Source organism: Dechloromonas sp. TW-R-39-2 (assembly GCF_016864195.1).
Classification (GTDB): domain Bacteria; phylum Pseudomonadota; class Gammaproteobacteria; order Burkholderiales; family Rhodocyclaceae; genus Azonexus.
In genome coordinates this window covers 3264706-3290060 of the sequence record NZ_CP045202.1, presented here as the reverse complement: position 1 = coordinate 3290060, position 25355 = coordinate 3264706, and the positions used below count along the sequence as shown (strand labels likewise).

Annotated in this window: 29 protein-coding genes and 1 pseudogene; 18 read left to right on the top strand and 12 right to left on the bottom strand. The window is 54.2% G+C overall.

Annotation, left to right across the window (positions count from 1 at the left end; genetic code table 11):
• Positions 1 to 86: 86 nt before the first annotated feature.
• Both GBK02_RS15985 and GBK02_RS15980 read left to right on the top strand, forming a co-directional pair.
• Positions 87 to 1163 carry a hypothetical protein gene (locus GBK02_RS15985; RefSeq protein WP_203467585.1) on the top strand — a complete coding sequence of 359 codons (1077 nt, stop codon included), beginning with the start codon at positions 87 to 89 and terminating at the stop codon, positions 1161 to 1163.
• Positions 1164 to 1194: 31 nt separating this feature from the next.
• Positions 1195 to 1497: a hypothetical protein gene (locus tag GBK02_RS15980; RefSeq protein ID WP_203467584.1), complete on the top strand. Its 303-nt coding sequence runs from the start codon at positions 1195 to 1197 to the stop codon at positions 1495 to 1497.
• Here GBK02_RS15980 and GBK02_RS15975 read toward each other — a convergent pair.
• Positions 1494 to 2564, bottom strand: a complete 1071-nt coding sequence (locus GBK02_RS15975) for a DnaA ATPase domain-containing protein (RefSeq protein WP_203467583.1) — start codon at positions 2562 to 2564, stop codon at positions 1494 to 1496. The genes GBK02_RS15980 and GBK02_RS15975 overlap by 4 nt on opposite strands.
• A gap of 132 nt (positions 2565 to 2696) precedes the next feature.
• Here GBK02_RS15975 and GBK02_RS15970 point away from each other — a divergent pair, with 132 nt between their 5' ends.
• Genes GBK02_RS15970 through GBK02_RS15960 form a run of 3 tightly spaced genes read left to right on the top strand, consistent with a single transcriptional unit; the run spans position 2697 to position 6554 of the window.
• Positions 2697 to 4199, top strand: coding sequence for a DUF2779 domain-containing protein (locus GBK02_RS15970; protein ID WP_203467582.1), 1503 nt, complete (start codon positions 2697 to 2699; stop codon positions 4197 to 4199).
• Entirely contained in the window at positions 4199 to 5221 is a 1023-nt protein-coding gene (locus tag GBK02_RS15965; RefSeq protein ID WP_203467581.1) for a YafY family protein, read from the top strand. The genes GBK02_RS15970 and GBK02_RS15965 overlap by 1 nt, the downstream gene beginning before the upstream one ends.
• Complete coding sequence (locus GBK02_RS15960) at positions 5208 to 6554, top strand: PD-(D/E)XK nuclease family protein (RefSeq protein WP_203467580.1); 1347 nt, start codon at positions 5208 to 5210, stop codon at positions 6552 to 6554. The genes GBK02_RS15965 and GBK02_RS15960 overlap by 14 nt, the downstream gene beginning before the upstream one ends.
• Positions 6555 to 6595: 41 nt before the next feature.
• On the opposite strand, the pseudogene GBK02_RS15955 reads toward GBK02_RS15960, so the two are convergent.
• A pseudogene (locus tag GBK02_RS15955) lies at positions 6596 to 6777 on the bottom strand (integrase core domain-containing protein); the annotation flags it as partial.
• Here GBK02_RS15955 and GBK02_RS17090 point away from each other — a divergent pair.
• Positions 6760 to 6933: a DUF4113 domain-containing protein gene (locus tag GBK02_RS17090; RefSeq protein ID WP_203469446.1), complete on the top strand. Its 174-nt coding sequence runs from the start codon at positions 6760 to 6762 to the stop codon at positions 6931 to 6933. The pseudogene GBK02_RS15955 and the gene GBK02_RS17090 overlap by 18 nt on opposite strands.
• A gap of 109 nt (positions 6934 to 7042) precedes the next feature.
• On the opposite strand, the gene GBK02_RS15945 is transcribed toward GBK02_RS17090, so the two are convergent.
• Positions 7043 to 7345, bottom strand: coding sequence for a helix-turn-helix domain-containing protein (locus tag GBK02_RS15945; protein WP_203467579.1), 303 nt, complete (start codon positions 7343 to 7345; stop codon positions 7043 to 7045).
• A gap of 145 nt (positions 7346 to 7490) precedes the next feature.
• Here GBK02_RS15945 and GBK02_RS17085 point away from each other — a divergent pair, with 145 nt between their 5' ends.
• Positions 7491 to 7682 (top strand): hypothetical protein, encoded by a 192-nt coding sequence (locus tag GBK02_RS17085; RefSeq protein WP_371810497.1) that lies wholly within the window; start codon positions 7491 to 7493, stop codon positions 7680 to 7682.
• A 125-nt stretch (positions 7683 to 7807) separates the two neighbouring features.
• Positions 7808 to 9391, top strand: coding sequence for a hypothetical protein (locus GBK02_RS15940; protein WP_203467578.1), 1584 nt, complete (start codon positions 7808 to 7810; stop codon positions 9389 to 9391).
• 96 nt (positions 9392 to 9487) lie between these two features.
• On the opposite strand, the gene GBK02_RS15935 is transcribed toward GBK02_RS15940, so the two are convergent.
• From GBK02_RS15935 to GBK02_RS15920, 4 genes are all read right to left on the bottom strand, one after another.
• The gene (locus tag GBK02_RS15935; protein ID WP_203467577.1) at positions 9488 to 9934 is read right to left on the bottom strand and encodes a hypothetical protein; all 447 of its coding nucleotides are present in this window, start codon (positions 9932 to 9934) and stop codon (positions 9488 to 9490) included.
• A gap of 320 nt (positions 9935 to 10254) precedes the next feature.
• Positions 10255 to 10842, bottom strand: coding sequence for a hypothetical protein (locus GBK02_RS15930; RefSeq protein WP_203467576.1), 588 nt, complete (start codon positions 10840 to 10842; stop codon positions 10255 to 10257).
• Positions 10843 to 10928: 86 nt separating this feature from the next.
• Positions 10929 to 12197 carry a hypothetical protein gene (locus GBK02_RS15925; protein WP_203467575.1) on the bottom strand — a complete coding sequence of 423 codons (1269 nt, stop codon included), beginning with the start codon at positions 12195 to 12197 and terminating at the stop codon, positions 10929 to 10931.
• Positions 12161 to 12379 (bottom strand): hypothetical protein, encoded by a 219-nt coding sequence (locus GBK02_RS15920; protein WP_203467574.1) that lies wholly within the window; start codon positions 12377 to 12379, stop codon positions 12161 to 12163. Before GBK02_RS15920 ends, GBK02_RS15925 begins: the two co-directional genes overlap by 37 nt.
• Positions 12380 to 12737: 358 nt before the next feature.
• On the opposite strand from GBK02_RS15920, the gene GBK02_RS15915 reads away from it, so the two are divergent.
• Together GBK02_RS15915 and GBK02_RS15910 are read left to right on the top strand one after the other, a co-directional pair.
• A complete protein-coding gene (locus tag GBK02_RS15915; protein WP_203467573.1) occupies positions 12738 to 13577 on the top strand; it encodes a hypothetical protein in 840 nt (279 codons plus the stop codon).
• A gap of 243 nt (positions 13578 to 13820) precedes the next feature.
• Positions 13821 to 14093: an oxidative damage protection protein gene (locus GBK02_RS15910; protein WP_203467572.1), complete on the top strand. Its 273-nt coding sequence runs from the start codon at positions 13821 to 13823 to the stop codon at positions 14091 to 14093.
• Between the two features lie 50 nt (positions 14094 to 14143).
• On the opposite strand, the gene GBK02_RS15905 is transcribed toward GBK02_RS15910, so the two are convergent.
• Both GBK02_RS15905 and GBK02_RS15900 read right to left on the bottom strand, forming a co-directional pair.
• Entirely contained in the window at positions 14144 to 14314 is a 171-nt protein-coding gene (locus GBK02_RS15905) for a hypothetical protein (protein WP_203467571.1), read from the bottom strand.
• 195 nt (positions 14315 to 14509) lie between these two features.
• Positions 14510 to 14689 carry a hypothetical protein gene (locus GBK02_RS15900; protein WP_239003079.1) on the bottom strand — a complete coding sequence of 60 codons (180 nt, stop codon included), beginning with the start codon at positions 14687 to 14689 and terminating at the stop codon, positions 14510 to 14512.
• A 213-nt stretch (positions 14690 to 14902) separates the two neighbouring features.
• On the opposite strand from GBK02_RS15900, the gene GBK02_RS15895 reads away from it, so the two are divergent.
• Positions 14903 to 16738 carry a GGDEF domain-containing protein gene (locus GBK02_RS15895; RefSeq protein WP_239003077.1) on the top strand — a complete coding sequence of 612 codons (1836 nt, stop codon included), beginning with the start codon at positions 14903 to 14905 and terminating at the stop codon, positions 16736 to 16738.
• A 49-nt stretch (positions 16739 to 16787) separates the two neighbouring features.
• On the opposite strand, the gene GBK02_RS15890 is transcribed toward GBK02_RS15895, so the two are convergent.
• The 3 genes from GBK02_RS15890 to rpiA form a co-directional block, all read right to left on the bottom strand.
• Positions 16788 to 17825 carry a patatin-like phospholipase family protein gene (locus GBK02_RS15890; RefSeq protein WP_203467569.1) on the bottom strand — a complete coding sequence of 346 codons (1038 nt, stop codon included), beginning with the start codon at positions 17823 to 17825 and terminating at the stop codon, positions 16788 to 16790.
• A gap of 149 nt (positions 17826 to 17974) precedes the next feature.
• A complete protein-coding gene (locus GBK02_RS15885; RefSeq protein ID WP_203467568.1) occupies positions 17975 to 18541 on the bottom strand; it encodes a hypothetical protein in 567 nt (188 codons plus the stop codon).
• A 62-nt stretch (positions 18542 to 18603) separates the two neighbouring features.
• A complete protein-coding gene (gene rpiA / locus GBK02_RS15880) occupies positions 18604 to 19272 on the bottom strand; it encodes a ribose-5-phosphate isomerase RpiA (RefSeq protein WP_203467567.1) in 669 nt (222 codons plus the stop codon).
• Between the two features lie 108 nt (positions 19273 to 19380).
• On the opposite strand from rpiA, the gene GBK02_RS15875 reads away from it, so the two are divergent.
• The 7 genes from GBK02_RS15875 to phoB all read left to right on the top strand — a co-directional run bounded on the left by GBK02_RS15875 (position 19381) and on the right by phoB (position 25355).
• On the top strand, positions 19381 to 19965 hold the full coding sequence (locus GBK02_RS15875) for a hypothetical protein (protein ID WP_203467566.1): 585 nt from the start codon (positions 19381 to 19383) through the stop codon (positions 19963 to 19965).
• Positions 19966 to 20149: 184 nt separating this feature from the next.
• Entirely contained in the window at positions 20150 to 21148 is a 999-nt protein-coding gene (locus GBK02_RS15870) for a PstS family phosphate ABC transporter substrate-binding protein (protein ID WP_203467565.1), read from the top strand.
• A gap of 97 nt (positions 21149 to 21245) precedes the next feature.
• Positions 21246 to 22181 carry a phosphate ABC transporter permease subunit PstC gene (pstC, locus tag GBK02_RS15865; protein WP_203467564.1) on the top strand — a complete coding sequence of 312 codons (936 nt, stop codon included), beginning with the start codon at positions 21246 to 21248 and terminating at the stop codon, positions 22179 to 22181.
• Positions 22181 to 23104: a phosphate ABC transporter permease PstA gene (pstA, locus tag GBK02_RS15860; protein ID WP_203467563.1), complete on the top strand. Its 924-nt coding sequence runs from the start codon at positions 22181 to 22183 to the stop codon at positions 23102 to 23104. The genes pstC and pstA overlap by 1 nt, the downstream gene beginning before the upstream one ends.
• Before the next feature lie 82 nt (positions 23105 to 23186).
• Positions 23187 to 23966, top strand: coding sequence for a phosphate ABC transporter ATP-binding protein PstB (gene pstB / locus GBK02_RS15855; protein ID WP_203469444.1), 780 nt, complete (start codon positions 23187 to 23189; stop codon positions 23964 to 23966).
• Positions 23967 to 23979: 13 nt separating this feature from the next.
• The gene (gene phoU, locus GBK02_RS15850) at positions 23980 to 24672 is read left to right on the top strand and encodes a phosphate signaling complex protein PhoU (RefSeq protein WP_203467562.1); all 693 of its coding nucleotides are present in this window, start codon (positions 23980 to 23982) and stop codon (positions 24670 to 24672) included.
• On the top strand, positions 24669 to 25355 hold the full coding sequence (gene phoB / locus GBK02_RS15845; protein WP_203467561.1) for a phosphate regulon transcriptional regulator PhoB: 687 nt from the start codon (positions 24669 to 24671) through the stop codon (positions 25353 to 25355). Before phoU ends, phoB begins: the two co-directional genes overlap by 4 nt.

Here is a 25355-nt window from a genome sequence, read left to right as displayed (position 1 = left end):
GATGAAAGGTTGTTCTTTACTGCGACGTATTTGGGCTTAGTGCTGCGGAATAGTGGATGCCGTAATAACCACTATTCGAGGCAACGATGAACCGTCGAGAGTTTTTGAAAATACTGGCACTGTCAGCGGGTGCATCCACAGCTATGCCCGCAGCAGCAATTTTAAACACGGTGGGTGTCGGTCAATGGCCGCTCATTGCTAGGGATAGTCCGGCTAATTTCACCGACATGGGCGATGCTTCAGATACTGATTTCCCGAAAATCGGCATCGTGGCGGCAGGTAGTGGGGCCTGTGGCATGTTGCGAAATTCACAAGGGAATTTGCCTTACCTTGAGCGCAGTGTGGCAATAGACACCAGCCCCTTCGTCCTTCATCGCACGAAGGCAGATCGTTCTGTCAGAGTAGGCCAGTCAGCAGACAAGATCACAGATTCCAAGCTACTTCGTGTGCAGGCTAAGGCCGCTCAATCGGAAATCCGTGATGCGTTGGATGGCCTGGATCTGATCTGGCTGCTGAGCAGCTTGGGCGGTAACGCCGGCACTGGCATTGCACCAATAGTGGCCGATGCCGTCAAGGATTTAGGTATCCCAGTGATCGCAGCGTCGGTGACCCCTTTTGAGTTTGAAGGTGAGCGCCGAAATCAAATCGCTCGCGCCGGACTGAATTCAATCACGCGCCGTGTCGCAGTCTCGATTGAGTTACCCAATGAGGCCTACGTAACAGACGACGATGATGAAACGCTCGACACAGTTCTGGGGAGAGTCAGCAGCGATTTCGAGCGTTTGTATAGCGCCAGCAGTTCCATTCTTAGCCAGCAAGGTCTGATTGGTGTTGATTTCGAGGATTTTCATGCAGCATTGGCGCAGGGACAAGGGGTGGTCGGATTCGGTAACGGCGAAGGCAATGGAGAAGCCGGGTTGAGAACGGCATTATCTGCGGCTACGGCTCACAATTCTCTCGGTGCTGAGCGGCTGTGGCAGGCTAAAGGTGTATTCGTTGCTATCCAACTAAAGTCCAGCAACGAACCGATACGCCGAATCAACGAGGTTATGCAAGACATGAATGCCCTGGTCAGCGATTCTGAGGCACTGGTGATCTACGGTGCGGTAGTCGATCCGAACCTTTCCAGTGACGCCCACATTTCCATCATGGCGGCGTTATGATTTCGGAACGAATAGCGATATGGAGTAGATAATGGGAATCTTGGACGAGGACATTGAAGCCCTTGAAAGCAGGCAATCCGGCGAAGAAGTCAAGGAGGCGATACGGGAATTTGGTGAACCGACCGAGCATGAGTTCGCTTGCTATCAAAATGCAATTACCACGCTGGCTAGGCGAGCCAATAACTCCGAGTACGATACCTTTATGAATGTCGAGGATGGAGAAATCATTGATCTGCTCACCGATGAGGGAATCGAGGATGACCGCGCAGAAGACATTCTCGATCAGTGTGCTCAACGCTGGAAACCACGCGATCTGAGCAAATCCTGGCCTTAATCCTTTTCTGGTGAGACTCGTGCAAACCAGACGCGGAGAACCTCCTTGGCGAGTGCTATGTTAGCTGGACGCTGGTGAAAAATAGCATGAGCCTGGAGACTCCGAAGTACGTTGGGTAAGTCGCGAATGCTCAGGGTGGGTTGGGCCGCAAAGAAGGCTGCTACATCATCAACGAGCGGCACATCAGTGGCCTGTGCTTGCTGCTTTAGATACCGTTTGCGTGATTCGATAGCGAAACAAGACAATTGCCCAAGAGCGGAACCGCTATTGACGTGGCAAGTCACCGCGGCACCTTTTGCCAAATAATCGAGCATACGGCTATTCATATTCGGGAGTTCGTTGGCAGCCGAATGGCTGCTCAAGACGATCTGACGCCCTCGTATTCTCAGTGTTTCTCCCACAGTACGCATTACGTCTTGCGCCACATTGTGCCCAGCAAGATCCTGCAGGTCGTCGATGAGGAGTAAATCCATGGTGACCAAGCGGCGGTCGAGTGTCTGGGGGGACAAAAATGCGGATGCCGGAATTCGCAAAATTTGAGCGACTGGTTCGTAGCGCAAGCGCCCCAGGCCGATGGCATTTAATAGGTGGGATTTTCCGCTACCTGATGGCCCCATGATGAGAAGTGGATTGCGCTCCGGGCTTTGAGAGAGGCTGGCAAGGGTTGCGTAGCCAAAGGCAGCGGCGTTGTCTGGTGTGAAGTTGAATTGCTCGAATGTCTGTTCTGTATTCAAGCCACACCGAATGGCATGATCTTGCACTTCAAGGGCGAGGGGACGTTCAGCACCGCGTTGCTGACAATATTTGACAAGTTCCAGCAAGATACCCTGAGTGGCGTGATGCTCGCCCAGGATTGCCCAAGTGACCATCGGTATCGCCGCAGTCCGAACCGCTTGGTCGAGAAAGTGAACAACGGCCATATCAGGATCGTGCCGATCTAGCCAATCACCCACAAAGCTGATCTGGGTAACGGTTCCAGTAGCCAGCAAGGCAATGGCTGCGTTTGGTGTCGGCGCATAAATCACCTCTTGGTGAAGCGATAATTCATCACTGAGAACAAGGTGCATGACATTTCCTTCGGTGGTTGAACGCCAGACTGCCAAAGGAGAGCGTCAAGATATGTCCCGTACAGTCGGGTGCGACGTATTCTGACTCACGCATCCGTAAGCTGATAACATCAAGTCAGCAACGAGGTTCCCATGCCGCGCCAATTCAAACTCTCGAAATCGAAATTGCTCGCCTACCGGCAATGCCCCAAGCGGCTTTGGCTGCAAACGCACCGGCCTGAATTAGCGAAGGTTGATGACGCCACCACAGTCATCATGGCAAGCGGTACGGAGGTCGGCGAAGTGTTTCGCTCGCTGTTTCCGAATGGGGTGCTGATCGACGATGAAAGCCTTGGGGATGCTTTGGCATCGACTCGAGAAGCACTTATAAACGCTCCCAACGTTCCGATCTTCGAGGCCACCTTTGAGGCAAACGATGTGCTGGTTCGCGTCGATATGCTGGCTCCGAACCAGCATGGTTACGAATTGGTCGAGGTCAAATCATCAACCAGGGTGAAAAGCTACCATCTGGACGATGCGGCAATCCAAACCTGGGTCACGCAAAACGCCGGTATTCCAGTAACGCGAACCGCGATTGCCCATATTGATAACAGCTTCATCTACCCCGGTGAGCAGGAGTACCGAGGCTTGTTTGCCGAGGAAACCATCAATGAGCAGGTCGCTGAGCGGCTGCCACATATCATTCACTGGGTTCGTGACGCGCAAAGTATGTTGGCGGATGACGAGCCGTGCATCGAAGCCGGTAACCAATGCCACGATCCATTTGCTTGCCCCTTCGTTGCCTACTGCGTTCCTGACGTTGAGGGCCCCGAATACCCGGTAGAAATCCTGCCAAGGAGCAATCGGCTTGTCGCAACGTTGAAGGCGGAGGGCTATGACGATCTTTGTGCCGTGCCAGGTGATCGGCTGGAGCGGGCGATTCACCAAAAAGTTCACCGTGTCACCAAGTCAGGGCAAGCGGAGTTGAGCGACGAGGGGCGGGAAATTGCTCGGTCCCTGCCATACCCAAGGTATTACCTCGATTTCGAGACGATTGGCTTTGCTGTTCCGCGCTGGGCCGGAACATGGCCTTATCAGCAAGTACCGTTTCAGTTTTCCTGTCACGTAGAGTTGGCTCCCGGTGTTGTTGCGCCGACCGGGTTCTTGAGCACCGATGGGCTAGATCCTCGTCGTGCATTTGCAGAGGCGCTTATCAATGCGGTGAATGCCAAACTTTTCGCAGACCGCGGCATGGAGTTCAACCCGATGGGGCCGGTGCTTGTTTACAACGCACCTTTTGAGCGGAGTCGGATCAAGGAACTGGCGGAGCATCTTCCTGATTTGGCTGAGCAACTCTTGGAAATCAACGAGCGGATGGTCGATTTTTTGCCGATTACCCGTGAGCATTACTACCACCCTGAAATGCGTGGCTCTTGGTCGCTCAAAGCAGTATTGCCGACGATTGATGCTGGCCTGGGCTACGATGGAATGGCTGTTGCCAATGGCGGTATGGCTCAGGATGCATTCCTCGAAATGATCGACGTTGGAACTGATGAGGGGCGAAAGGAAGAGCTTCGGCAAGGATTGCTCGATTACTGTGCCCTGGACACCTACGCCCTGGTGCAGTTGGTCGAATTTTTCTCGAAGGAAAGCTGATGCCAAAGGTGGCACAACATCACGCATTAGCCAGGCAATGGCAATTGCTCCGCTTGTTGCCAAATAAGCTGCCAGGCATGACTAGCAGAGAGTTAGTCGACAAGCTCGAACGGGAGGGCTTTGTCGTCACCAAGCGAACGGTCGAACGTGACTTGGCTGAGCTTTCAACCATTTTCGGCATTGCCTGTAACGATAAGGGGATGCCCTATGGCTGGTACTGGATGAAAGGGGAGTACGCTGATTTGCCTGGGATGAGCGTTTCGGATGCGGTTTCGCTCCGGCTCGTGGAAGATTTACTCAGGCCTTTACTGCCATCAGCCATTCTTGAGTCGCTTGAAACTCGATTCGGGCAAGCCAAAGCAAAACTTGCTGAATTGTCGGCAGACAATCCCAACGCCAAATGGGCCGACAAAGTGCGATATGTGTCGCCGTCGATGCCGTTTTTGCCTCCCAGAATTGATTCGGCGGTGCTAGACGCAGTTCATGAGGCGCTACTGAGCGAGCATCAGGTTGAGGTGGAGTACAAGAAAGCTTCAGGGGAGCAACAAACCTATCGGCTGCATCCGCTTGCCCTTATCCAGCGAGGACAAATCACCTACTTGGTTGCCACTGCATTCGATTACGAGGATGAGCGACTTTATGCGTTACATCGTGTTCTCAGTGCTCACATGCTGACCGACTTAGCTAAGGTGCCTGAAAAATTCGCTGTTGGAGACTATGTGCGGTCAGGGGCACTTGAGTTTGGGGGCAGCGACAAAATCAATGTTCAGTTGCGAGTTACAAATACGCTTGCCGACATTCTTGCTGAAACCCCTCTGAGCATGAATCAGCGACTTGTTTCCTACGGCGATGGCTTTCTTGCCATTGCTGAAGTGCATGACAGTTGGCAGCTAGAATGGTGGCTACTTAGCCAAGGAGGTGCAGTAGAAGTCATTGAACCTGCTCATCTTCGTCATCGACTTATGCTTCGGATTAATGAAATGTGCTTGGCGTACCAGATTGATAGCCATGGAAACCAGTAACTTAGCTCCCCTTTTTGTTGAGCGAACCAACGAGCTTCTCACTCGTATTGCAGGCATCAAAAAAGCGTCAATACTGCATCAGCGTGAAGTTCATCAAGCGGCGATGCAGGCAACTAAAAAGTTGCTGACTGAGGCAGTTTTGCATATCGAACGTATTGAAAGAGGCGCACCACATTTCAATGTGTTTCACGCTCTGGGGATCGTAAGGAAGGAGCTAGTGCAGTCCAGATTTTTAGCCTTCCTGCTTTTGCCGATGGCTGAGCATGGACAAAACACTCTATTTTTGAATTCTTTTCTGGCAGCAATTGGTCTTCCCCATGTGGATGCCGCATTCTCGAAGGACGTTCAGGTACAAACGGAGCTATCCATTGGCGCCGGTGGTCGCCTCGACATTGTCTTGAAAGGGCCGAGTTTTCTAGTTGCTATCGAGAACAAGGTCGATGCTGGTGAGCAGGAGGAACAGTTGCCTCGGTATCGCACATGGCTGGACTCTGATTGTCATGGGAGCGAATGTAAGCATCGGGAATTGGTATTTCTGACACCGAGCGGCTATGACGCAGAGACTGGAAATGGCCTTGAATATCGAAGAATGTCCTATCTTGAACTGGGTTCGATTTTTGAATCTGTAGTTGAGGATGTTGGCACTGATGCGGCTGCTGTCAGATTTTCTGTCGAGCAGTACATCACTGCATGTCGAATGGTTTCATTAGGAATGAGCGCAATGACAAAAATTGATCCGGAGCTTCTTGCTTTGCTGACCAGCCCTGAGCATTTGGCGACTGCACTTGAACTACAAAATCAGATGGCTGTAATTCGTGATGACGCAGCGCAAAAGTTTGCAGATCAAGTCGTCACTTTTCTGAACCAGCAATTGATTGCAGCAGAAGTTAATCAAGATTGGATAGCGGAAAGGCAAAACAATTGGGATACCGCGGTTCAGATTCGACCAGCAAGGCTAACAGAGGGGCGGCGAAGTTACTTTTTGGTCGCTTCGGGCATCGTAATGGCGAATGGGAAAGGTTGGTTCGGATGGCGCTGGCCGCAAAAGCTATTCGACTATCGGCAGCCTAGCTCGGTAGCGGAAGCAGAGCTGGCAAAGCGCATGACTGATGCTGATGGAGGAAAAACCGATGGTGAGGCGATTTGGTTTAAGGGATTGCGAGGTGGTGTTGGTGCCTACGATTCGACCAGCAGCGATGACATGGTGAAAGTCATTGAAGACAATCGCAAAGAAGATCATCCATTGGCAAAGGCGATAGCCAATGAGCTTTCTGAAGTGTTTTTCAAGTGGAAGGATGAAATCGTTAAGCTGCCTTCGTTCTTGGCAACCTAAGTCTGTCTCACTCATATTGCATTAATCACTGGTTTGCACTGCTAAAGACGTTCTTCCCCGACTGGGTCATCGGGATCACTGGCTCGATGCTTGGCTGCAAACTCTGCCGGCGTCAGGTAATCCAGTGAGCTATGCGGCCGATGCTGGTTGTAGTCTCGGCGCCAAGCGGCAATCAGGATACGAGCCTGGGGCAAGCTCGTACCCAATGGTCGTTCAGCGGTTGATGGCGACGCTTGATGTTATTAACCAGCGGTGGGGCCGAGGCACGTTGCGGTCAGCGGCTGAGGGTATGGAAAAGCCGTGGCAGATGAAGCGACAGCGGCTGTCACCAAGCTACACCTCAGACAGGGAAGGGCTGCCGATGGTGGTCGCTTGCTGATGCAAAAGGCAGCCAGACTTTAGGAATACGTTTACTTTTGGTGCGCTAGGAAATGAGTCGATACGAGATCATCGTTTTTTGATGAGTGCCTATAGGGGTTGTGAATCCACTACTGTCTGCTAGACAGACGAAGTGCCTGGTCTAGAACCGACTTCTTGACGTCATCAGGATGGGAATCGCTGCACATGATTTCAGCGGCGAGAAGTAAAGCAGCCGGAGTGGTGCCAAGAACGCTTGAAATTTCCTCCAGCTTGTCGATTGTTGGGCTTTTAAGACCTCTCTCCAAGCTGCTTAGGTATGTGCGACTTGAAACCAAAGTGAAGTCTTCTTGAGTAAGACGCTGCAGCTTCCTGGCTGATCGAAGGACATGAGCAAGTGCCGTTTTCAGGCATGGGCGCGATGTGTTTTTCATTGCGCCATGAACCCATTTTGAACACTATAGAACTACAATCAATAGTGTTCATTTTGGGCAAAATTGGCCGATATATTAGCTCTGCCTATCGAGGAACTTTCCTGGTAATGCCTCAAAGTAATCAATACAAATATTGCGTCGCTGAGTGCTCAACGCAATCTTTCTAAATCCCAACTTGAGCAGAGGGAGTGTTCTGCAACGACATTCATCAGGGCTGCGTGTCAATTGTGACAAGGATGATGCTGCGGGCTTACCGATTGCCACTCGCATGGAAGCGCAAAGTTGGAGGAAGTCGTTGGGCAGTCTGGCTCGACGCAAGTTGCTCGCAAACAATTGAAGTGCCTATGTCGAGTGAATTGCTCAAGTGCTATTAGTGTAAAATATGTCAATTGTGGCACATTTGGTTGCAGGTGCTGAATGCCTATCGGTAATATACAAATACAACCTTGGAAATGGTGATAAATGTTTATCCACTCCGCGAAAAATACATCAAGGCGCATTTTTCCTTTCATTGTGGTTTTACTAATGATGCCTAATTTCCTGTGTGCAGCAACCGGAAATAACGATATTACACCGAAAATAAAACGATTTCGTCTTAACTGTCCTTTGCCCTCGACAGCAAAGTGCATATCTACTCGATTGATCCCATCTGGCTATACAGTTTTGAGCGAAAAAATTGATGTTGAAATATATGAAGATTCTTGGGTGATTGATTTCAGAAAGCGAAAGAACCCTCAGGATCGGCAAATTGAGTTGCGAATCGTTTCATCGGATGGTGAGTTGTATGTTATTAATGCATTATTTCCTGAAGAAAAAATTGCGCCTGTTCCTTTGGCTCCCCCTGCCGTGCCTATTAATAAAACCTCTTCTACTACCCCCGCTAAAGAGAAATCTGAGTTAAAAGAAGATGCCGCACAGCCGAACAAGGTAAAAAAACAAGAGGTCATACGGCCGGAATCTGAATTGTCAAAAAAAGAGGGGGCTTTGATTAATTCAGAGTCGTTTTGCGAAACTTTGGCAAAAGATCCTGTTGTTAAAAAGTATGTTGAAATTCTTCAGAAATTCTCCGCCTTTAGTGGAAAGGTTGAAAACTACAACGAAAATCGACCTCATTTCGATAGCGCAGATCGACGGCTTGAGCGGTATGTTGACTCAAAGTCGGTTGATAATCCAGGAACTGTTTCTGATGTGCTCGCAGATTGCGCCTTGCAAATTAAAGATTCGAAGTTGTTTCCACTTTTTGGCGTTAATCTTAGTGACTTAAAAAGATATTCAAAGGATAAGGCGGATAGAGATGGCGCGCGTCAGAAACAAAATGTGCCGGGAAATATAAAACAAATTGATGCCAAGATTGGTGTTTCTTCGAATCCATTTCTTAATTCCCGCTCAAGGAAAGTTGTTCTCAGTAATGGTGACACTCCGCTTCTTTCCGCGCTAATGTTTCAAGATGGTAAGGACGAAGTTAAATCAATTGAAAAGGAGGTCTTTGATGATCTGAATAAAAAGCTCGCTAGCCTCAAGGCAAATCAAGATGGAATCCAGAAACGGGAGGCGGAGCGTAAGAAATCGGTGGTAAATCTAGCTGCGCGACTAAAAAAAATAAGCAGTGGGGATCTTAGGGTGGCAAAAAGCTGTTTCGATATTGCCGTTGGGTTAGAGGCCAATATGAGCGACCAGCTTTTGCCAGCGATATCGCCAAGTAAAGAAGTTCGGGCTATTACTGCTATGTTACTGGACTACGATGAGAATGAATTGATTAAGTCTGGGCAAGGCAAGTTATCTGTTAATAATAATTTTGGAATGTTCAAAACAGGTGCAAAAACCCAGTGGTTTGGAAAGGATGAGATATCACCAGGGAATTCCAAGGTTTTTGTTGTTGGTCGTTATGTGGCAAATGAGCAGGTAAAATTAACCAATGGATCAGTTAAAAAAGCTTCTGTATTTGAAGCTTTGTGTGTCTCCCCTGACAGCAAATCAATGTCGATAGACGATGCATTTATTTATATGAACAACGCTGATGAGTTGGAGAAGGAATTAAGCCGATAATGCAAAGGTGACGTCGTTCGAGGCCTCCTAGACACGCTTGCAGCACATGGTATTCATCTTCCAAGTCTCTAGTCAGCCAGCGACTTCACCAGGTATCTAAAACAGGGTTTTGGCACCCGATGGGGGCTTGCTCCCACCCCTAATTCGGATGGAAGACGTCGACTTCACTATCAAGTCCTGGCTATTACGTTTCATCAAGCGATCCTTCACGGCCTTGGCGCGACCGGGTGTCGCCAAAGGAGGGGTAGAGCATAAAAACTTGGGCGGTTGAGGCACGGCGTCTGCCCGTAAATGACCAAACTTCTGGTCTAACTGCTTATCTGAAAGCCTGAACTCGGAGCCTTTGACAAAAATTGAATCGAAATGCCTAGTGAGAGGCTTCGCATGGCCCTCAAATTTGACTTCGGCTAGATAGCAGCAGTTGCAGTAGTCAATAACCCTTCCCTTCCCATAATCCGGGTGGAGCAGCTTAGTGCCAACCAGTTGCTCGCGCGTGACCTTGTCCCGATTTTCGCGGATAACCTTGCGGATGCTCTTAGTCATGGCGGCTGGCCTCCCTCCCGCAGAGACTGAGGTTGCGAGACGGGGTGAGGTCGATAGCGGTGTGGAGGCTACTCGGCTGAATATCCGATTTATGCTTCCCGAGCTTCTTCACCTGCGATGGACTTCCGCGGGTAAGTTCAATCGTGATGCTACGAGGGCGAGAGAATGAATTGGCTTTCATAGTGTTACTCCGTTTTTGTAAGATGTCTCATGTTGGACTGAGGGGGGCACTAGGGGGCAATACTGGGGACTGGGGTTTTTTTTCATATTGTTGCCCGAGCTTGGTTAGGGGGCGTTTGGGCCCCCGTATTCGTCTCCTACTAGTGATGGCGGCGACCATTGATGTGATGATTGGCCGTCTTAAACCGCTTCCCTCGACCGGCCCGCCAAGCATCGTAAAACCCCGATTTAGTGCACAGCTTCAGCTCTTCAGTGAGATGCTTTTCCAGCACCTTGTACCAACCCTTGGGAATATTCATGTGGTCAACTCGCATCTCTTCCAAGTGAGACAAGATTGCTTGAATGCGAATTTCGATCACGGAAATGCGGGGCTTGTTCAAGGGGGGGAGACCGGCGCTAGATGGTTTACATTGCGGCACGATGTCTTCAGGCAGGAGACGATAGGCATGACCACGCGAAGCAAAATAGCCATTGAGATCCTCCAGGCGAATTTTCTCGACTGACAGAACGCACGCATCCGGTTGATACGGGAACCCCGCTGTATTGCGGACAAAGATGTCCCCGGACAACAGGGCTCCAGCAATTTCATACTTCACCTCTGCCTCTGGGATCGAGTATTTCTTCGCGATTTGCTGAATTGCCAGTAGCACAAGAACGCAACCCTCCGTAGTGGAAGTCGAGATTGCGACAATGTTCATTTCGGGATTGGTAAGAGAAATAATCAACATGGTTGAACTCCTGTTCAGTGCCAGGTCTGAAACAACTAGTCAGACCTGGCAACGGTTATTAGTGGTTGTGATTGGCAGCCAAGGGGTTAGGCAAACAGATCAGAGATGTCGCTGGTTTCGTTGACGTCATCACCAGTGCCATGAGCAAACGCCTTTACTTGACCGAGTTGCTTCTTCGCATCAGCGGATGGCAGCGGGATTGGGGATGCAACCAAAGCTTTCGGCGCAGCGAGGCTGGCATTGATCTGACGCAACTGCTTCAACTTGGCTTTGGCGGTTTCCCGAACAAAGCAGTGCGCAGCCAAGTGATTCGGAGCCTGATATTCATCGGGCAGCTTCATCCAGTTGGGCAAATCCGGGGAAATCTTCGTGCTGTGGATAGCCCAGGGGATGGTGATGTCGATACGTAACTCAGTCTCGATGTGGCGCTTGATGCTCGAAAAATACTGGCTGCTTTTACCAATCATTGACGGGTGCTGCTTGGGATCAACACCAGCAAAGTAGTCGAGCAGGATGGTCTGTTCAGCAGGGGGCAGCTTGGCGATCTGATCCGGCTTCGGGCGCTTACTACGAAGTTCCTCGCTAACGCGAAGGTAATCCTTGATTTGCTGGAAAGCCCCGGCAATAAGCTCAGCCGCCTTTGCCTTGTTCTTCCATGCCAGCGGTGAGTCACCACCATTTGCTTCCAACCACTTATGCTCCGCATTGTGTTCAAGGCGAACCTTGTGACAGCTTTCGCCATACACAGCTTGGCGTATCGCTGGTGAGTGGAAGGTCTCAAAGGAATTTGGCGTAGGCCCGACTTTCACATACGACTTGTCCTCGAAGTGGCGAGGCTTAAGGATGGTGACAGTGCTCTGCCCCGCCGAAGTGATGACAGAGATCGGCTTCTTCTGCTTGGCGTTGGTATGGTGAGTATTCAGCGTTGCTTCGCCGTATTGTTGAATCTTCGAGTTGAAGCTGTTCGCCTCTGCCTGATCCTTGCAGTCCAGCAAATACGTCAATGCCACTCCCTTGATTGAAGAATGTTCGAGATCAAGTTGGTTGACGATGACAGGGCTGCAGCCTTGCTGTAGCAGGTGCATTTTTAAAAATTCGAGTGCAAACACGCAGCACCAGTACACGAGTATCTGCAGCAAGGCGTTGTTGCCGACCACGCAGGCAGGAATGTGGATACTGATTAAGTACCCCAGCAACTCACCCTTGCGAGCAGCCTTGTTGTTACGAAAAACTGGCGTGACCATGAAAGTGGCACCAGTCAGTGCTGACTTAATCCACTGGGACTTGGGAGTGGAACTCGATATCTCCCCATGGTGATTCACCGATTGTTCAACATCAAAGGGAATCGTATCCATCTGCTCTTCGGTGAGCACCCATAAAGCGCCATCACCACAGGAAGGCGGACGTGAGCCTCATCGGGTAGCAAATGGAATCGTTCCAGTTGTTGATTGACGTTTGCCCGCCGCGCAGCTTCACGCTGAAGAGCAGCAACCAGCTTTTCTTCCTCGGTGAGGAATTTCTTCTTTTTGACCGTCATGGCCCACTCCTAAAAGAAGTTAGCCAGCGACCAGCGATGTGCCTGTCGATCTAGCTGCTGGTCTTTCACAGCTAAAAAAATGGACTGATTGGCGATGGCTGAGAGATGCATCTACTCCAGCAAAGGAATGCTTCTTTAGGCCAAACGTTTTCAAAATCGTGAGGAAATGGGAGGAAATTCGTGTAAGATTTTGGCGATGCGATGGACTTGTTTGATCGCTATACAAATGCGCGGGAAAGGCTAATTCGTGTGGGGTCCTACGGGAGGGCGAGCAGGGCTGGCGATGATTCAGCGTTCATTTTCTGCCTAACTGACGTAGGGGGGGCACAGGCCGCTTACAACTTTTAGAACGAAGGCAATGGCGAAAATATCAAAAGTTTTTCCTCTCGATTTCAACGCGCAAGAATGGACTGTGGAGGAGGCGCTACCGTGGGTGTTCTTTGGAGATGACAGTGGCAAAGGCATCTGGAAAGAACAGGCTGAGTTCAACGTCCAGTTTGTTGTTGGGGAAGCAGACGAACGGTCAAACAACATACACCTAAAGACGTGCACTCGGCGGTTACAGAAGTACTTCAGGGAACATGGGGAGGTGAGGCGTTGCACAGCCTTTTCCCCGTTGGTTTGGTGCCGACTTGCGATTCAGTTTTGGCTAATGCTCGGTGGCCGTCAGGAGGCCTTCATGTCGGCAATGACTGATTGGATTAAAACGAAGAATAAAGGAGGGAAAGCGTTCGTCGCTTATTGCTGTGCCACTACTGGCAAAAAAGGGAGGATGCCGATGGAGGCTTTCCTGTTCGGTGGTGATGAGTTGCCCGACTTGAAAGCAACCGAATGGAAGTACAAGCAGAAGGCCGCCACCCTCCCTCCGCATAAAGTGGAGTCCCAACGTTCGAAGGTGCGCACCGATGAAGATCAGGTTGGTGCGAACATCCTCGTGGCAGTTAAACATGCGGTTAGTGAGGTCATCGGAAAAAAGCGTGGGGAGTCACTATATCTCCGTGGTACTGACAAAAAGACGGGGAAGAAAAGGTACAGGGGGACGAAGTACGATCTACTGGAAGAAATATGCCCAGCCGGAAAAGATTCGGGAGGGCGGTGGAGATTAGCGAACGGTAATGGGATAAGCCTGTACGCTGAATCAACCTTGATGAAGGCGATATCCAAGGTTGCTATCTGCCGGAAATCTTGGCCCGGATGACTGGCAGGGCAGAATCAAGGTAATGTTTAACGGAGCAGGTGAAGCTATACTTCAACTTTTAACCCTACCTTGCGAGATACGAGCCGAATCGAGTGTCAGAGATACGATTTCGGGTAGCTCAGAGGGTAGCTAGACTGAATTCTAAAACACAAGATCGCCGATTTATAAGGCTTGGATAGCGTTTCAAAGCTATTGTTCAAGACCTTATAATTCGCCCCATCAACACCCATGGAGTTTGTTTAAATGGCACGTACCGTCAATTGCATCAAGCTGGGCCGCGAAGCCGAAGGCCTCGATCTCCCGCCGTATCCCGGCGCTCTGGGTCAGCGCATTTTCGAGCATGTTTCGAAGGAAGCCTGGCAACAGTGGATCAAGCTGCAGACGATGATCATCAACGAAAACCGTCTCAATCTGGTTGAGGCCCGTCATCGCAAATACCTGGCCGAGCAGGTCGAAAAGCATTTCTTCGGCGAAGGCGCCGACCAGATCCAGGGCTTTGTCCCGCCGGCCGCCTGATTCCAGACGCCCGACCAATAAAAACCCGCCATTCGGCGGGTTTTTTGTTTTCAGGCAACCTTGCCTAGCGCAAAGATGAGCAGCGCACTGCCGGGTATGGCGGCAATTGCCAGTTTCAAGCCGGTGCGGCGGATGCCCAGACCGACTTCCTCGATGAATTGGTCCATGTCGCCAAACAGTTCGGGAAAGGCGGCAATATCGCTACGGGTATTTCTTTCCATGTTGATCTCCGAAGTCCTGGGGCGTAATGGACACCACTATCGCCGGGCAATGTTGCAGAAAAATGAATCCTGGCGGTGTCGGACGTAGTTCGGAGAGCTTGGGGCTGGGCGCTGCGGTAAAGGCAGCTTGCCGGCTGGCTGCTGCGGTCAACCGGCAAAAATCCATGGTTATGGCCCATGGTTGGGCCAAGCAGTTCAGGTGACTTGTTCGTGCCGCAGCAGGCTCAGGCGTTCCGCCATGTGCCGAGCTTCTTCACGGTTGATTTCGGTCTGGCGACGTCCGAAGGCATCGCGTTCCAGGCGTTCGCAAGCGGCAGCCTCGATGCTGCGGATGCAGCGCCAGCGCTTGCCGAGCTTGGTGGGGAAGAGGCGCATCTGGTCTTTAGGGTGATGCACCCGACAGCAGTAACAAAAGAGCATTTCCGACATGGCAACCTCGTCGCAAAAAGGGTCGTGGCTGACAGCATGATAGGCCAATATTGCCGCGCGATGACAGCTTAATGCAGTGCTTGTTGCAATAAGCCTGTCATCTGTCTGAAACAGGCGATTCCTAAACTGGCTATTCTGTAATCGATTTTGAAGCGAAACATGATGATTGTTCTGATGGATGACGATACCGCCGAGTTGGCACGGGTCATGGCTGGCGGTCTGCTCTATCCCGTATTCCAGCCGATCATCGATTTCCGCATGCGCAGCATTCTCGGTTATGAAGCACTGATCCGCGGCCCGGAAGGAAGCGAGCTGCATCGTCCCGACATGCTGTTTGCCGCCGCGCGTCGGGCCGGTCGTTCATTGGAGCTGGAGCATGCTTGTCGCGAAGCCAGTTTGCGCGCCTTTGCCGGTCTCAATCTTGCCGGCCGATTGTTCATCAATGTCACGCCGGGTTGCCTGCTCGATCACAAGATGATGAATGGCCAGACGCGGGAGTTGTTGAGCGAACTGGGCATTGCGCCCAACCGCATCGTCATCGAGCTGACCGAAAATCAGCAAATCACCGACATGCCTGGCATCCAGGATGCCTTGCTGCATTATCGCGGGCGGGGCTTCCAGATTGCGATTGACGACCTTGGCGAAGGCTTTGCCAATTTGCGCATGTGGTCGGAGCTGCGTCCGGAGTACGTCAAGATCGACAAGCATTTTGTCCATGGCATTGCCGATGACCGGATCAAATACCATTTTGTCCGGGCCATGCAGGATCTGGCTGAGATTTGCAATGCCTCGCTGATCGCCGAAGGTATTGAGCGCCCGGAGGATTTCACCTGTATTCGCGACATGGGGATTGCCTGCGGCCAGGGCTTTTTCATTGCGCGTCCGGATTGCGCGCCGGTGCGTCAGATGCCGGGCAAGGTGCTGGCCGCCATCGGTCATCAGCGTGTCTCACTTTCGCCGATGGCGGGTGGCGTCGGCAAAATGCCGACGGCGAAAACCTTGGTCAAGCCGATTGAGCCGGTCTTGCTGCACGCCAGCAACGCAACCGTGATCGAGCGTTTCGAAGCCGACCCTGATCTGGATGTCCTGCCGGTTGTGCATGGCACCAACCCGGTGGGCATGATCAATCGGCACAGCATGATCGATCGTTTTGCCCGTCCTTTTCGCAAGGAGCTTTTTGGCCGCAAGAGTTGCGACCTGTTCATGGATCATGCGCCACTGGTCGTTGATCAGCATGCGACCATCCAGGAACTGGCCCTGATGATTGCCCTGGCGCCCAAGCATTACCTGTTCGATGGTTTCATCGTGACCGGCGAAGGCAATTACCTGGGGGTCGGCAGCAGCCACGACTTGATGGTGACCATCACCGAAATGCAGATCAGCGCTGCCCGCTACGCCAATCCGCTGACCCAGCTGCCGGGCAATGTACCGATCAATGAGCACATCGACCGCATGTTGGCCGCCGGCAGCAGCTTTGTCGCGGCCTATATCGATATCGATAATTTCAAACCCTATAACGATACTTTCGGCTATCGCCGCGGCGATGACGTGATCCAAGCGCTGGGCCGGCTGGTTTGCGAGACGGCCGATGAAGCGCAGGATTTTGTCGGCCATATCGGGGGCGACGATTTCTTCGTCATCTTCCAGAGCAGCGACTGGGAAATGCGCTGCTGGTCGCTGGTCCGCAGCTTCGCCGAGGCCGTCGATGCCATGCTGGGGACCGAAGAACGGGCGCATGGTGGCTATATGGCCGAAAACCGGCGGGGCGAAATCGGCTTCCAGCCTTTGCCAACCTTGTCGATCGGCGCTGTTCGTGTCGGGGCCGGCGAGTGCGAGTCGCACCGCGAGGTGGCTGCCGCTGCTTCGGCGGCCAAGAAGCAGGCCAAAAAGAAAAGCAAGGCCGGAGACGATCCGTTCGGCGGTAGTGTCTTCATCGAACGACGGCGTGCCGGTCAGGGCGAGCCGGCCTTGGCGCTGGGCCGGATGTTGAACTGAGGATGCTGCGGTCGACGGCCCGCAAATCACTAAAACCGGTTTTCAGCCGTCAGTAAAAGAGCCGTCCGAGATCCAGGGTGGCGCGTTTGCCCAAGGCGGCCCGATGCTCGTTCAGCCATTGCCGGGCATGCTCCCGCCCGTTGTCGCGCAGGCGCAGGAAAAACGGCAGGCTGACCGCCAGTTTGCTGTCGGCTGGCAGCTCGTTCATCAAGGCGTCGGCCGGGATGGCATGGAAGCGCACCTGGCGAATGCGTTGGGCCAATTGTCCGGCCGGTAACCATTTTGTCAGCCAGTCGGGCAGGCGGGATTGGCCGGTGCGTTCGTGCAAGTGGGCGAACATGCGCATTTCGCGCAGGAAGGTGGCGCCAAAGGCAAGCTCGCGCAGGCGTTGCCGAATTTCCTGGGCTGAGTCCGGCGTCTCGGTGTAGTGCAGCGGCGTCAGTAAAACCAGCAGGATGTCGGCCGCAGTGCAATCGTAATAGAGCGGGAAAATTGCCGGGTTGGCGCTGTAGCCGCCGTCCCAGTAAGGCTCGCCATCAATCACGATGGTTCGGTGAATGGTCGGCAGGCAGGCCGAGGCAAGCAAGGCTTCGAGCGATAGCTCGTGGTTCTCGAAAATACGCAATTTGCCGGAATTGGCGTGTGTGGCGGCAATGAACAGCTTGATCGGACTGCTGCGTCGCAGTCCGGCAAAGTCGATCTGTTCGGAGAGGATGTCGCGCAGCGGATTCAAATCGAATGGATTCAATTGCTCCGGCGAAAAATGCTCGGTCCATTGCAGCATCATTTTCATCGCGGCAGGGATGGCCGGTGCTTCGCCGCTGCTGCGCTGCTGGAAGGGGGCGCTGGCGGCAACGGCTGTCCAGAAACCTTCGAGGGCGCTGCGTGCCCCATCATGACCGCCGCTCATCAGGCCCTGCGCCAGGCAGGCCGCGTTCATGGCGCCCGCGCTGGTGCCGCTGACGCCCTCGAAGTCGAGTTCGCCGGTTTCAAGCAGGTAGTCGAGTACGCCCCAGGTGAAGGCGCCATGGGCGCCACCGCCTTGCAGGGCAAGGTTGATCCGGCGTGGCCGGGCGGTGGATTTCATGGGTTCTTCCTCCTGATGCTCGGGCGGTGTTGAGTCGGCAGTCTGGGATAAGGCCGTGCCTGCGTCAAATCAGTTTGCTGCGCACCAGCGCGATAAAAAAAGCCCGGCAGGGCCGGGCAAAAGAGAGTCGGGATGATTCGAGTGGAGAGTCAGCGGGTGCGGCTCCGTGTGCGGGCAAGCGGTTTTTCCGGGGGCGGCAAGGTGCTGGCGATGGCTTGCTTGGGCAGATGTGCCTCCGGGCTGGCCAGTTCGACGCTTTCGATTGCGGCGGCACTCATCTCGTGGAGGGTGGTTTCAGCGCTTTTCAGCGTTGTTTTCATGGCTTGCAGCGCGATTTCGAATTCCCACGGGCTGCTTCGGCTGGCCCGGTTCAGGCTGGCAAAAACCAGGTGGTCGAAGGTTCGAACCTGCGATTCGGCGGTCTGGATCAGCGATTTATGGGTGGCGCCGAGTATCTCGTAAGCGGCATTGAGCAGCTTGCTGTTGCGCGTGCTTTGTTCAAGCCACAGCGCAACGGGAAAGTGAATCAGCGACTCCAGTTGTCCATGGCCGAAACCGGCCCAGTGTTTGCTGCTGCCGTACAGTGCATCGCGCCCTGCTGCGGCGAAAAGTTCGGAGAAATGCTGGCTGGCCTCAAGGCAGGCGGAGGACAGGCCGAGCAGGTTGTTCAGGCTGTGTTCCCGGGTCTGGCTGATGTCTTGTTGTGTCAAAAACATGGGGCACTCCCAAGGGCGTCGAGAACCCTCAGATTAGTGCCCCGATGTGACAGGACGATGAATCAGGCCAGTGTCTTGACACCCTCGGCCGTGCCGAGCAGCAGCACATTGGCCGGCCGGATCGCAAACAGGCCGTTGGTTACCACGCCGGTGATCTGGTTGATCTGCGCTTCCAGCCCTTTCGGGTCGGTGATCGACAAGCCGTGGACATCAAGAATGATGTTGCCGTTATCGGTGACGAAACCGGCGCGTTCCTGCGGTCGACCGCCCAATTTGGCCAATTCCCGCGCAACGTGCGCCTTGGCCATCGGGATGACCTCGACCGGCAGCGGAAATTTGCCCATGGTGTCGACCAGCTTGGAACCATCGCAGATGCAGACGAAGGTGCCGGCCACGGCGGCGACGATCTTTTCACGGGTCAGGGCGCCGCCGCCGCCCTTGATCATGTTCAGGCCGGCATCGATTTCGTCGGCGCCATCGACGTAGACCGGGATGAACTCAACGTCGTTCAGGTCGAGCACGGTGATGCCATGGCCTTCAAGACGTTTGCGGGTCGCTTCCGAACTGGCGACGGCGCCCTTGTAGCGCGCTTTGAGCGGTGCCAGTGCGTCGATGAAGAAGTTGGCGGTCGAGCCGGTGCCGACACCGATGATGCTGCCTTCCGGCGCGTGTTCGGCAACGTAGTCGGCGGCGGCCTGGGCGACGGCCTGTTTGAGTTCGTCCTGGGTCATGCGGCTGCTCCTGATGAGTTTTGCCGGCATTTTAACCTGTCAAAAAAGTTTAACTTTGCGTCTCGGCGAAATCTATAAACTGTCTATACCGTTTTTTAGGAGAGCAGCATGACGACACAAAAGAAAACCACCCCGGCCGCCAAGCCGGTTGCCGCAGCAAAACCGCCGAAAAAGCTGATCCCGCGTCCGGCCCCCAAGGCTGAGCCGATTGAGCCGGCTCAGACGGCGGTACCCGAGGTCGCTGCGCCAGTCGGGCAAGCAGACGTTGCCATGCCGAGCGCCACGGCGGCAGCAGCCAAGGCGCGTCCGAAGCCGGTCCGCAAGCCTTCTGCCGTTGATGAAACGGTAGCCAAGCACCAGAAGGTGTTGGCCGAGGCGCTGGTCAAGGCCCAGGCGATCAGTTACGAGCAGCCGATCACCGTTGGTCAGCCGGAAGTGGCCAAGGTCCAGAAAGCCGGCAAGCCGGCCAAGGTCAAAAAGACGCGTCTGGTGCGCGACAGTTATGCCATGCCGGAAACCGAGTATGCCCAGATTGCCGTGCTCAAGAAGCGTCTGGCCGGGCTGGGGGGCGAGGCCAAGAAGAGCGAATTGCTGCGGGCCGGTATCGCCCTGCTGGCGGCGCTGAATGATGCCGAACTCAAGGCTGTGATGGGGCGGGTCGAGCGCATCAAGACCGGGCGTCCGGCCAAGTAAGCAAGCAATTTTCGGCCGCTTTCGGTCGCTGCGGTCAACGGGGCATTTTGCCCCGTTTTTATTGCCCGGATTTGAGTGGTTCTGGCGGTGCCTGATGGCTATTATTACAAGCTGTCATCCGGTTGTAACAATCGGTGATTAACCTGAGCGTCGTTGTTTATTCCAACTATGTGCAGGAGTCCCCATGTTCAAGCAATCCACCCTCGTTTCATTCATGGCAGCGGCCGGTGTGGCCCTGTTCGGCGCCCAGGCTGCTCAAGCCCAGGTCGTCAAGATTGACGGCTCTTCCACGGTTTATCCGATTACCGAAGCCGTTGCTGAAGAGTTCCAGAAAGCCAAGAAGAACGCCATCAAGGTGACCGTGGGTATTTCCGGTACCGGCGGCGGCTTCAAGAAGTTTTGCCGTGGCGAAATCGATATTTCGAATGCCTCGCGCCCGATCCTGAAGAAGGAAATGGATGTCTGTAAAGAGAGCGGCATTCAGTACATTGAACTGCCGGTTGCTTTTGACGCACTGACCGTGGTCATCAACCCGAAAAACAACTTCATCAAACAGTTGACCGTGGATGAGCTGAAGACCATGTGGGAGCCGGCGGCCCAGGGCAAGATCACCAAGTGGAACCAGGTCAATCCGGCCTGGCCTGATGCGCCGATCAAGCTGTTCGGTGCCGGTGCCGACTCGGGTACCTTCGATTACTTTACCGAGGCGCTGGTCGGCAAGGCCAAGTCCTCGCGCGGCGACTACACCGCTTCCGAAGACGACAATGTCCTGGTCCAGGGCGTGTCGCGCGACATCAACGCCATCGGCTATTTCGGTTATGCCTACTACGCTGAAAACACCAGCAAGCTGAAGGCCGTGCCTATCGTCGAAAAGGCTGGCAAGCCGGGCGTTCTGCCTTCCGAAGCCACCGTGATCAACGGCTCCTACCAGCCGCTGTCGCGTCCGATCTTTATCTACATCAACCCGAAGTCGCTGGAAAAGCCTGAAATCCGCGAGTTCGTCGAGTTCTACATGAAGAACGCCGCTGCATTGACCAAGGAAGTGAAGTACGTGCCGTTGCCGGCCAAGGCTTACACGGTCAACATGGAACATGTGAACAAGAAGAAGGTCGGGACCGTGTTCGGTGGCAATGCTGAAGTCGGCATCACCATCGAAGAGCTGCAGCGTCGCGAAGCCAAGTAAGGTCTCACCCGGTGCGCCAAACGCCCGTCTCTGAAAGCCTGGCCCCGGTGGGGCCGGCTTTCTTGTTTAAGGAATTCTTTTTGTGAATTCACACGCCATGTCTGCAAATAACGCTTCTGATCTGCCACAGGTCAGCGATCGTCTGGCCTACAACGCCATGCGCAACTGGAAGGAACGGCTGATCGAAGCAGTTTTGTTCGGTGCTGCGGCAATTTCTGTCCTGACGACGCTCGGCATCGTTTACGTGCTCGTATCCGAGTCGTTCCATTTCTTTTCGAATGTCAGCATCGTCGATTTCCTGACCGACACGCAATGGACGCCGCTGTTCGATGATGCCCACTTCGGCATCATGGTGCTGGTTTCCGGCACCCTGGTTTCCTCTTTCGTCGCACTGGCTGTCGCCATTCCGATGGGGACGGTGATCGCCATTTATCTCTCCGAATTCGCCAACAGCAAGGTGCGCGAGGTTGCCAAGCCGATTCTCGAACTGCTCGGCGGTATCCCGACCATCGTTTTCGGTTACTTCGCCCTGCTTGTCGTGACGCCGCTGCTGCAGATGGTTTTCCCGGAACTGCCGGGCTTCTCCCTGCTTTCAGCCGGCCTGGTCATGGGCATCATGATTGTTCCCTACATCGCCTCTCTCTCTGAAGATGCCATGCGCGCCGTGCCGATGAGCCTGCGTGAAGGGGCTTACGCCATGGGCTCGACCCGCCTTTATACAGCGATCCACGTGGTCGTCCCGGCGGCGCTCTCGGGACTGGCCGCCTCCTACATCCTTGGGATTTCCCGTGCTGTCGGCGAAACGATGATTCTGGCGGTTGCCGCCGGCATGCAGCCGAACCTGACCTGGAATCCAATGGAGCCCGCGGCAACCATTACTTCCTACATTGTTCAGGTGGCGCTGGGTGACTTGCCGCATGGCTCGATCGGTTACCAGACCATTTTTGCCGCCGGCCTGACCCTGCTGCTGATTACCTTGCTGTTCAATATTCTCGGCCAGTGGCTGCGTGCTAAATACCGGGAGAACTATTAATGAAACCGCTGACTACCGAAGAAATCCGCGCCGTCATTGCGCGCGGCAAATTGCGCGACACCATTTTCAAGGCGCTGGGCGTATTTTGTCTGGCCCTGGCGTTGGTCGTCATCGTCGCGTTGATTACCGACATGGTAATGAAGGGCTCGGAACGTTTCACGCTCGACTTCTTCCTCAACTTTGCTTCGCGTCACGCCAACAAGGCCGGCATCCTGTCGGCCTGGGTCGGCTCGCTGCTGGTCATGCTGGTGACCGGGCTGGCTGCCGTGCCGCTGGGTATCGCAGCCGGTTTGTATCTTGAGGAGTATGCCAAGCGTAACTGGCTGACCGAGATCATCGAAATCAACATCACCAATCTGGCCGCCGTCCCGTCGATCGTTTATGGCTTGCTGGCGCTGGGCATCTTTGTGTACCAGTTCGGTTTCGGCCAGAGCATCCTCTCGGCCGGCCTGACGCTGGCGCTGCTGATCCTGCCGATCATCATCGTGTCGACCCGCGAAGCGATCCGCGCCATTCCGGCGATGATCCGCGAAGGTTCGATGGCGGTCGGTGCGACGCGCTGGCAGACCTGCCGCTATCACATCATCCCGTATGCCATGCCCGGCATCCTGACTGGCGTGATCATCGGCCTGGCCCGTGCCATTGGCGAAACTGCGCCGATCATCACGATCGGTGCGCTGACCTTCATCGCTTTCCTGCCGCCAGCCCCGTTCATGGGCGAACCGGCCGCCGGTTTGTTCGATTGGGTGATGGCACCATTTACCGTGATGCCGATCCAGATCTTCAACTGGACTTCGCGCCCCGATCCGGCTTTTGAAATCAACGCTGCCGCCGCCGGTTTCGTGTTGATGGCCATGGTGCTGTCGATGAACGGTGTCGCGATCTACCTGCGGTACAAGTTGCGCAAGAACATCAAGTGGTAAGAACTCACCCAGGGGTGACCGTGGCAATGTCCCGGTCGACCTGCTGAAAACCAAAAAAATGAATATCGAACTGGAGTCTCAGATGCAGATTCACGACACCCCGGCCCTCAAGGCCGAAGCCCGCAACCTCAATTTTTATTACGGTGAGGCCAAGGCGCTCAAGGGCATCAACATGCCCATCTACGACAAGAAGGTCACCGCCCTGATCGGACCTTCCGGTTGCGGCAAATCGACCTACCTGCGCAGCTTCAACCGGATGCACGACCTCTATCCGGGCAATCGCTACGAAGGCGAGATCCGTTTTTATCCGGATAACACCAACCTGCTGTCGCCGGATGTCGATCCGATCGAAGTCCGGATGCGCGTCGGCATGGTTTTCCAGAAGCCGAATCCCTTTCCCAAGTCGATTTACGAGAATGTTGCCTACGGCCTGCGCGTGCGCGGCGAGAACAACAAGCGGATGCTTGACGACAAGGTCGAGCACGCCCTGAAGGGCGCCGCGATCTGGGATGAAGTGAAAGATCGCTTGCAGGATCTGGCCTCCAATCTCTCCGGCGGCCAGCAACAACGTCTGTGCATTGCCCGTGCGTTGGCCACCGATCCCGAACTGCTGCTGTTTGATGAGCCGACGTCGGCGCTTGATCCGATTGCGACTGCCGCGATCGAGGAACTGGTGCATGAACTGAAGAAGCGCGTCACCATCCTGATCGTGACCCACAACATGCAGCAGGCGGCTCGCGTTTCCGACTATACGGCCTACATGTTCCTGGGTGAAATGATTGAATTCGGCAAGACCGACGAAATTTTCATCAAGCCGCAAGACAAGCGGACGGAAGATTACATTACCGGCCGTATGGGTTAATCAGGGGACAAAAATGAACGAAAGCCAACACCTTTCCAGCCAGTTCGACGAAGATCTCAGCCGCCTGCGCACCCATGTGCTGCAGATGGGCGGTCTGGTCGAAACCCAGGTTTCTGCCGCCATCGACGCTTACACGACCGGCGAGATCGCCAGCGTGAAGACCATTGTCGAAACCGACCGCAAGGTTAACGAACTTGAAAAGGCGATCGACGACGATTGCGCCCACATCATTGCCAAGCGTCAGCCGACCGCATCCGACCTGCGTCTGGTGCTCGGTATCAGCAAGATCGTTACCGATCTGGAGCGGGCCGGCGACGAAGCCAAGAAGATCGCCAAGGGCGTGCGCCGTATTTATGAAGGTGGTCACATGCCTTCGCAATACGGTGTCGGTATCCGTCACCTGGCCGAAGCGGCGCTGATCATGGTGCGTCAGGCGCTGGACGCCTTTGCCCGCCTCGATACGCCGCTGGCGACCAATGTCATCCGGGCCGACTCCGATGTCGATACCGAATTCAAATCGATCATCCGCCAGTTGATTACCCACATGATGGAAGATCCGCGCACCATCACCACGTCGATCGACATCATCACGATTGCCCGCGCCATCGAGCGGATCGGCGATCACGCCAAGAATATTTCCGAGCAGGTCGTATTCGTCGTCGAAGGTCGTGACATCCGCCATACCGGCAAGGAGTCCACCAAGTGACACCGACCATTCTGGTTGTCGAGGACGAGCCGGCCATTCAGGAACTTGTCGTCATCAATCTGAAACATGCCGGATTCCTCGTCGTTCGCGCCGGTAGCGCGGAAGAAGCCGAGTCTGCCATCCGTGCTGCCTTGCCTGATCTGGTCGTGCTCGACTGGATGCTGCCCGGCCAGTCCGGCGTAGCGCTGGCCAAGAAGATTCGGGCCGATGAGCGAACCCGCGAGTTGCCGATCATCATGCTGACGGCGCGCGTCCATGAAGAAGACAAGGTGCAGGGCCTGGAAGCCGGGGCCGACGATTATGTCACCAAACCGTTTTCGCCCAAGGAACTGGTCGCCCGGGTGCGTGCCGTGCTGCGCCGCCGGGCGCCGCATCTGGCCGGTGAAGCGATCGAGGTCGGTGATCTGGCGCTCAATCCGGCAACGCATCGCGTGCTGGCCGGCGGTCAGCCGATTGAACTCGGCCCGACGGAGTTTCGCCTGCTCTTCTTCTTCATGACGCATGCCGAGCGGGTTTATACCCGTGCCCAGTTGCTTGACGAAGTCTGGGGTGATCACGTTTTCATCGAAGAACGTACGGTCGATGTGCACATTCGTCGTTTGCGTGCCGCGCTTGAATCCTCCGGGCATCATGAACGGGTCGAAACGGTGCGCGGTACCGGTTACCGCTTCCGGGGAGCTTGA

What these genes read in the sequence shown, in the direction of transcription:
- GBK02_RS15905 (WP_203467571.1), bottom strand. Translation starts at nt 14,314, where the DNA reads ATGGAAAGAAATACCCGTAGCGATATTGCCGCCTTTCCCGAACTGTTT.
- GBK02_RS15940 (WP_203467578.1), top strand. Translation starts at nt 7,808, where the DNA reads ATGTTTATCCACTCCGCGAAAAATACATCAAGGCGCATTTTTCCTTTC.
- GBK02_RS15890 (WP_203467569.1), bottom strand. Translation starts at nt 17,825, where the DNA reads ATGAAATCCACCGCCCGGCCACGCCGGATCAACCTTGCCCTGCAAGGC.
- GBK02_RS15945 (WP_203467579.1), bottom strand. Translation starts at nt 7,345, where the DNA reads ATGAAAAACACATCGCGCCCATGCCTGAAAACGGCACTTGCTCATGTC.
- GBK02_RS15975 (WP_203467583.1), bottom strand. Translation starts at nt 2,564, where the DNA reads ATGCACCTTGTTCTCAGTGATGAATTATCGCTTCACCAAGAGGTGATT.
- rpiA (WP_203467567.1), bottom strand. Translation starts at nt 19,272, where the DNA reads ATGACCCAGGACGAACTCAAACAGGCCGTCGCCCAGGCCGCCGCCGAC.
- GBK02_RS17090 (WP_203469446.1), top strand. Translation starts at nt 6,760, where the DNA reads ATGGTCGTTCAGCGGTTGATGGCGACGCTTGATGTTATTAACCAGCGG.
- GBK02_RS15910 (WP_203467572.1), top strand. Translation starts at nt 13,821, where the DNA reads ATGGCACGTACCGTCAATTGCATCAAGCTGGGCCGCGAAGCCGAAGGC.
- GBK02_RS15930 (WP_203467576.1), bottom strand. Translation starts at nt 10,842, where the DNA reads ATGTTGATTATTTCTCTTACCAATCCCGAAATGAACATTGTCGCAATC.
- GBK02_RS15915 (WP_203467573.1), top strand. Translation starts at nt 12,738, where the DNA reads ATGGCGAAAATATCAAAAGTTTTTCCTCTCGATTTCAACGCGCAAGAA.
- pstA (WP_203467563.1), top strand. Translation starts at nt 22,181, where the DNA reads ATGAAACCGCTGACTACCGAAGAAATCCGCGCCGTCATTGCGCGCGGC.
- GBK02_RS15895 (WP_239003077.1), top strand. Translation starts at nt 14,903, where the DNA reads ATGATGATTGTTCTGATGGATGACGATACCGCCGAGTTGGCACGGGTC.
- phoU (WP_203467562.1), top strand. Translation starts at nt 23,980, where the DNA reads ATGAACGAAAGCCAACACCTTTCCAGCCAGTTCGACGAAGATCTCAGC.
- pstB (WP_203469444.1), top strand. Translation starts at nt 23,187, where the DNA reads ATGCAGATTCACGACACCCCGGCCCTCAAGGCCGAAGCCCGCAACCTC.
- GBK02_RS15875 (WP_203467566.1), top strand. Translation starts at nt 19,381, where the DNA reads ATGACGACACAAAAGAAAACCACCCCGGCCGCCAAGCCGGTTGCCGCA.
- GBK02_RS15985 (WP_203467585.1), top strand. Translation starts at nt 87, where the DNA reads ATGAACCGTCGAGAGTTTTTGAAAATACTGGCACTGTCAGCGGGTGCA.
- GBK02_RS15970 (WP_203467582.1), top strand. Translation starts at nt 2,697, where the DNA reads ATGCCGCGCCAATTCAAACTCTCGAAATCGAAATTGCTCGCCTACCGG.
- GBK02_RS15925 (WP_203467575.1), bottom strand. Translation starts at nt 12,197, where the DNA reads ATGGATACGATTCCCTTTGATGTTGAACAATCGGTGAATCACCATGGG.
- GBK02_RS15885 (WP_203467568.1), bottom strand. Translation starts at nt 18,541, where the DNA reads ATGTTTTTGACACAACAAGACATCAGCCAGACCCGGGAACACAGCCTG.
- GBK02_RS15965 (WP_203467581.1), top strand. Translation starts at nt 4,199, where the DNA reads ATGCCAAAGGTGGCACAACATCACGCATTAGCCAGGCAATGGCAATTG.
- GBK02_RS15900 (WP_239003079.1), bottom strand. Translation starts at nt 14,689, where the DNA reads ATGCGCCTCTTCCCCACCAAGCTCGGCAAGCGCTGGCGCTGCATCCGC.
- GBK02_RS15935 (WP_203467577.1), bottom strand. Translation starts at nt 9,934, where the DNA reads ATGACTAAGAGCATCCGCAAGGTTATCCGCGAAAATCGGGACAAGGTC.
- GBK02_RS15960 (WP_203467580.1), top strand. Translation starts at nt 5,208, where the DNA reads ATGGAAACCAGTAACTTAGCTCCCCTTTTTGTTGAGCGAACCAACGAG.
- pstC (WP_203467564.1), top strand. Translation starts at nt 21,246, where the DNA reads ATGTCTGCAAATAACGCTTCTGATCTGCCACAGGTCAGCGATCGTCTG.
- GBK02_RS15980 (WP_203467584.1), top strand. Translation starts at nt 1,195, where the DNA reads ATGGGAATCTTGGACGAGGACATTGAAGCCCTTGAAAGCAGGCAATCC.
- GBK02_RS15920 (WP_203467574.1), bottom strand. Translation starts at nt 12,379, where the DNA reads ATGACGGTCAAAAAGAAGAAATTCCTCACCGAGGAAGAAAAGCTGGTT.
- GBK02_RS15870 (WP_203467565.1), top strand. Translation starts at nt 20,150, where the DNA reads ATGTTCAAGCAATCCACCCTCGTTTCATTCATGGCAGCGGCCGGTGTG.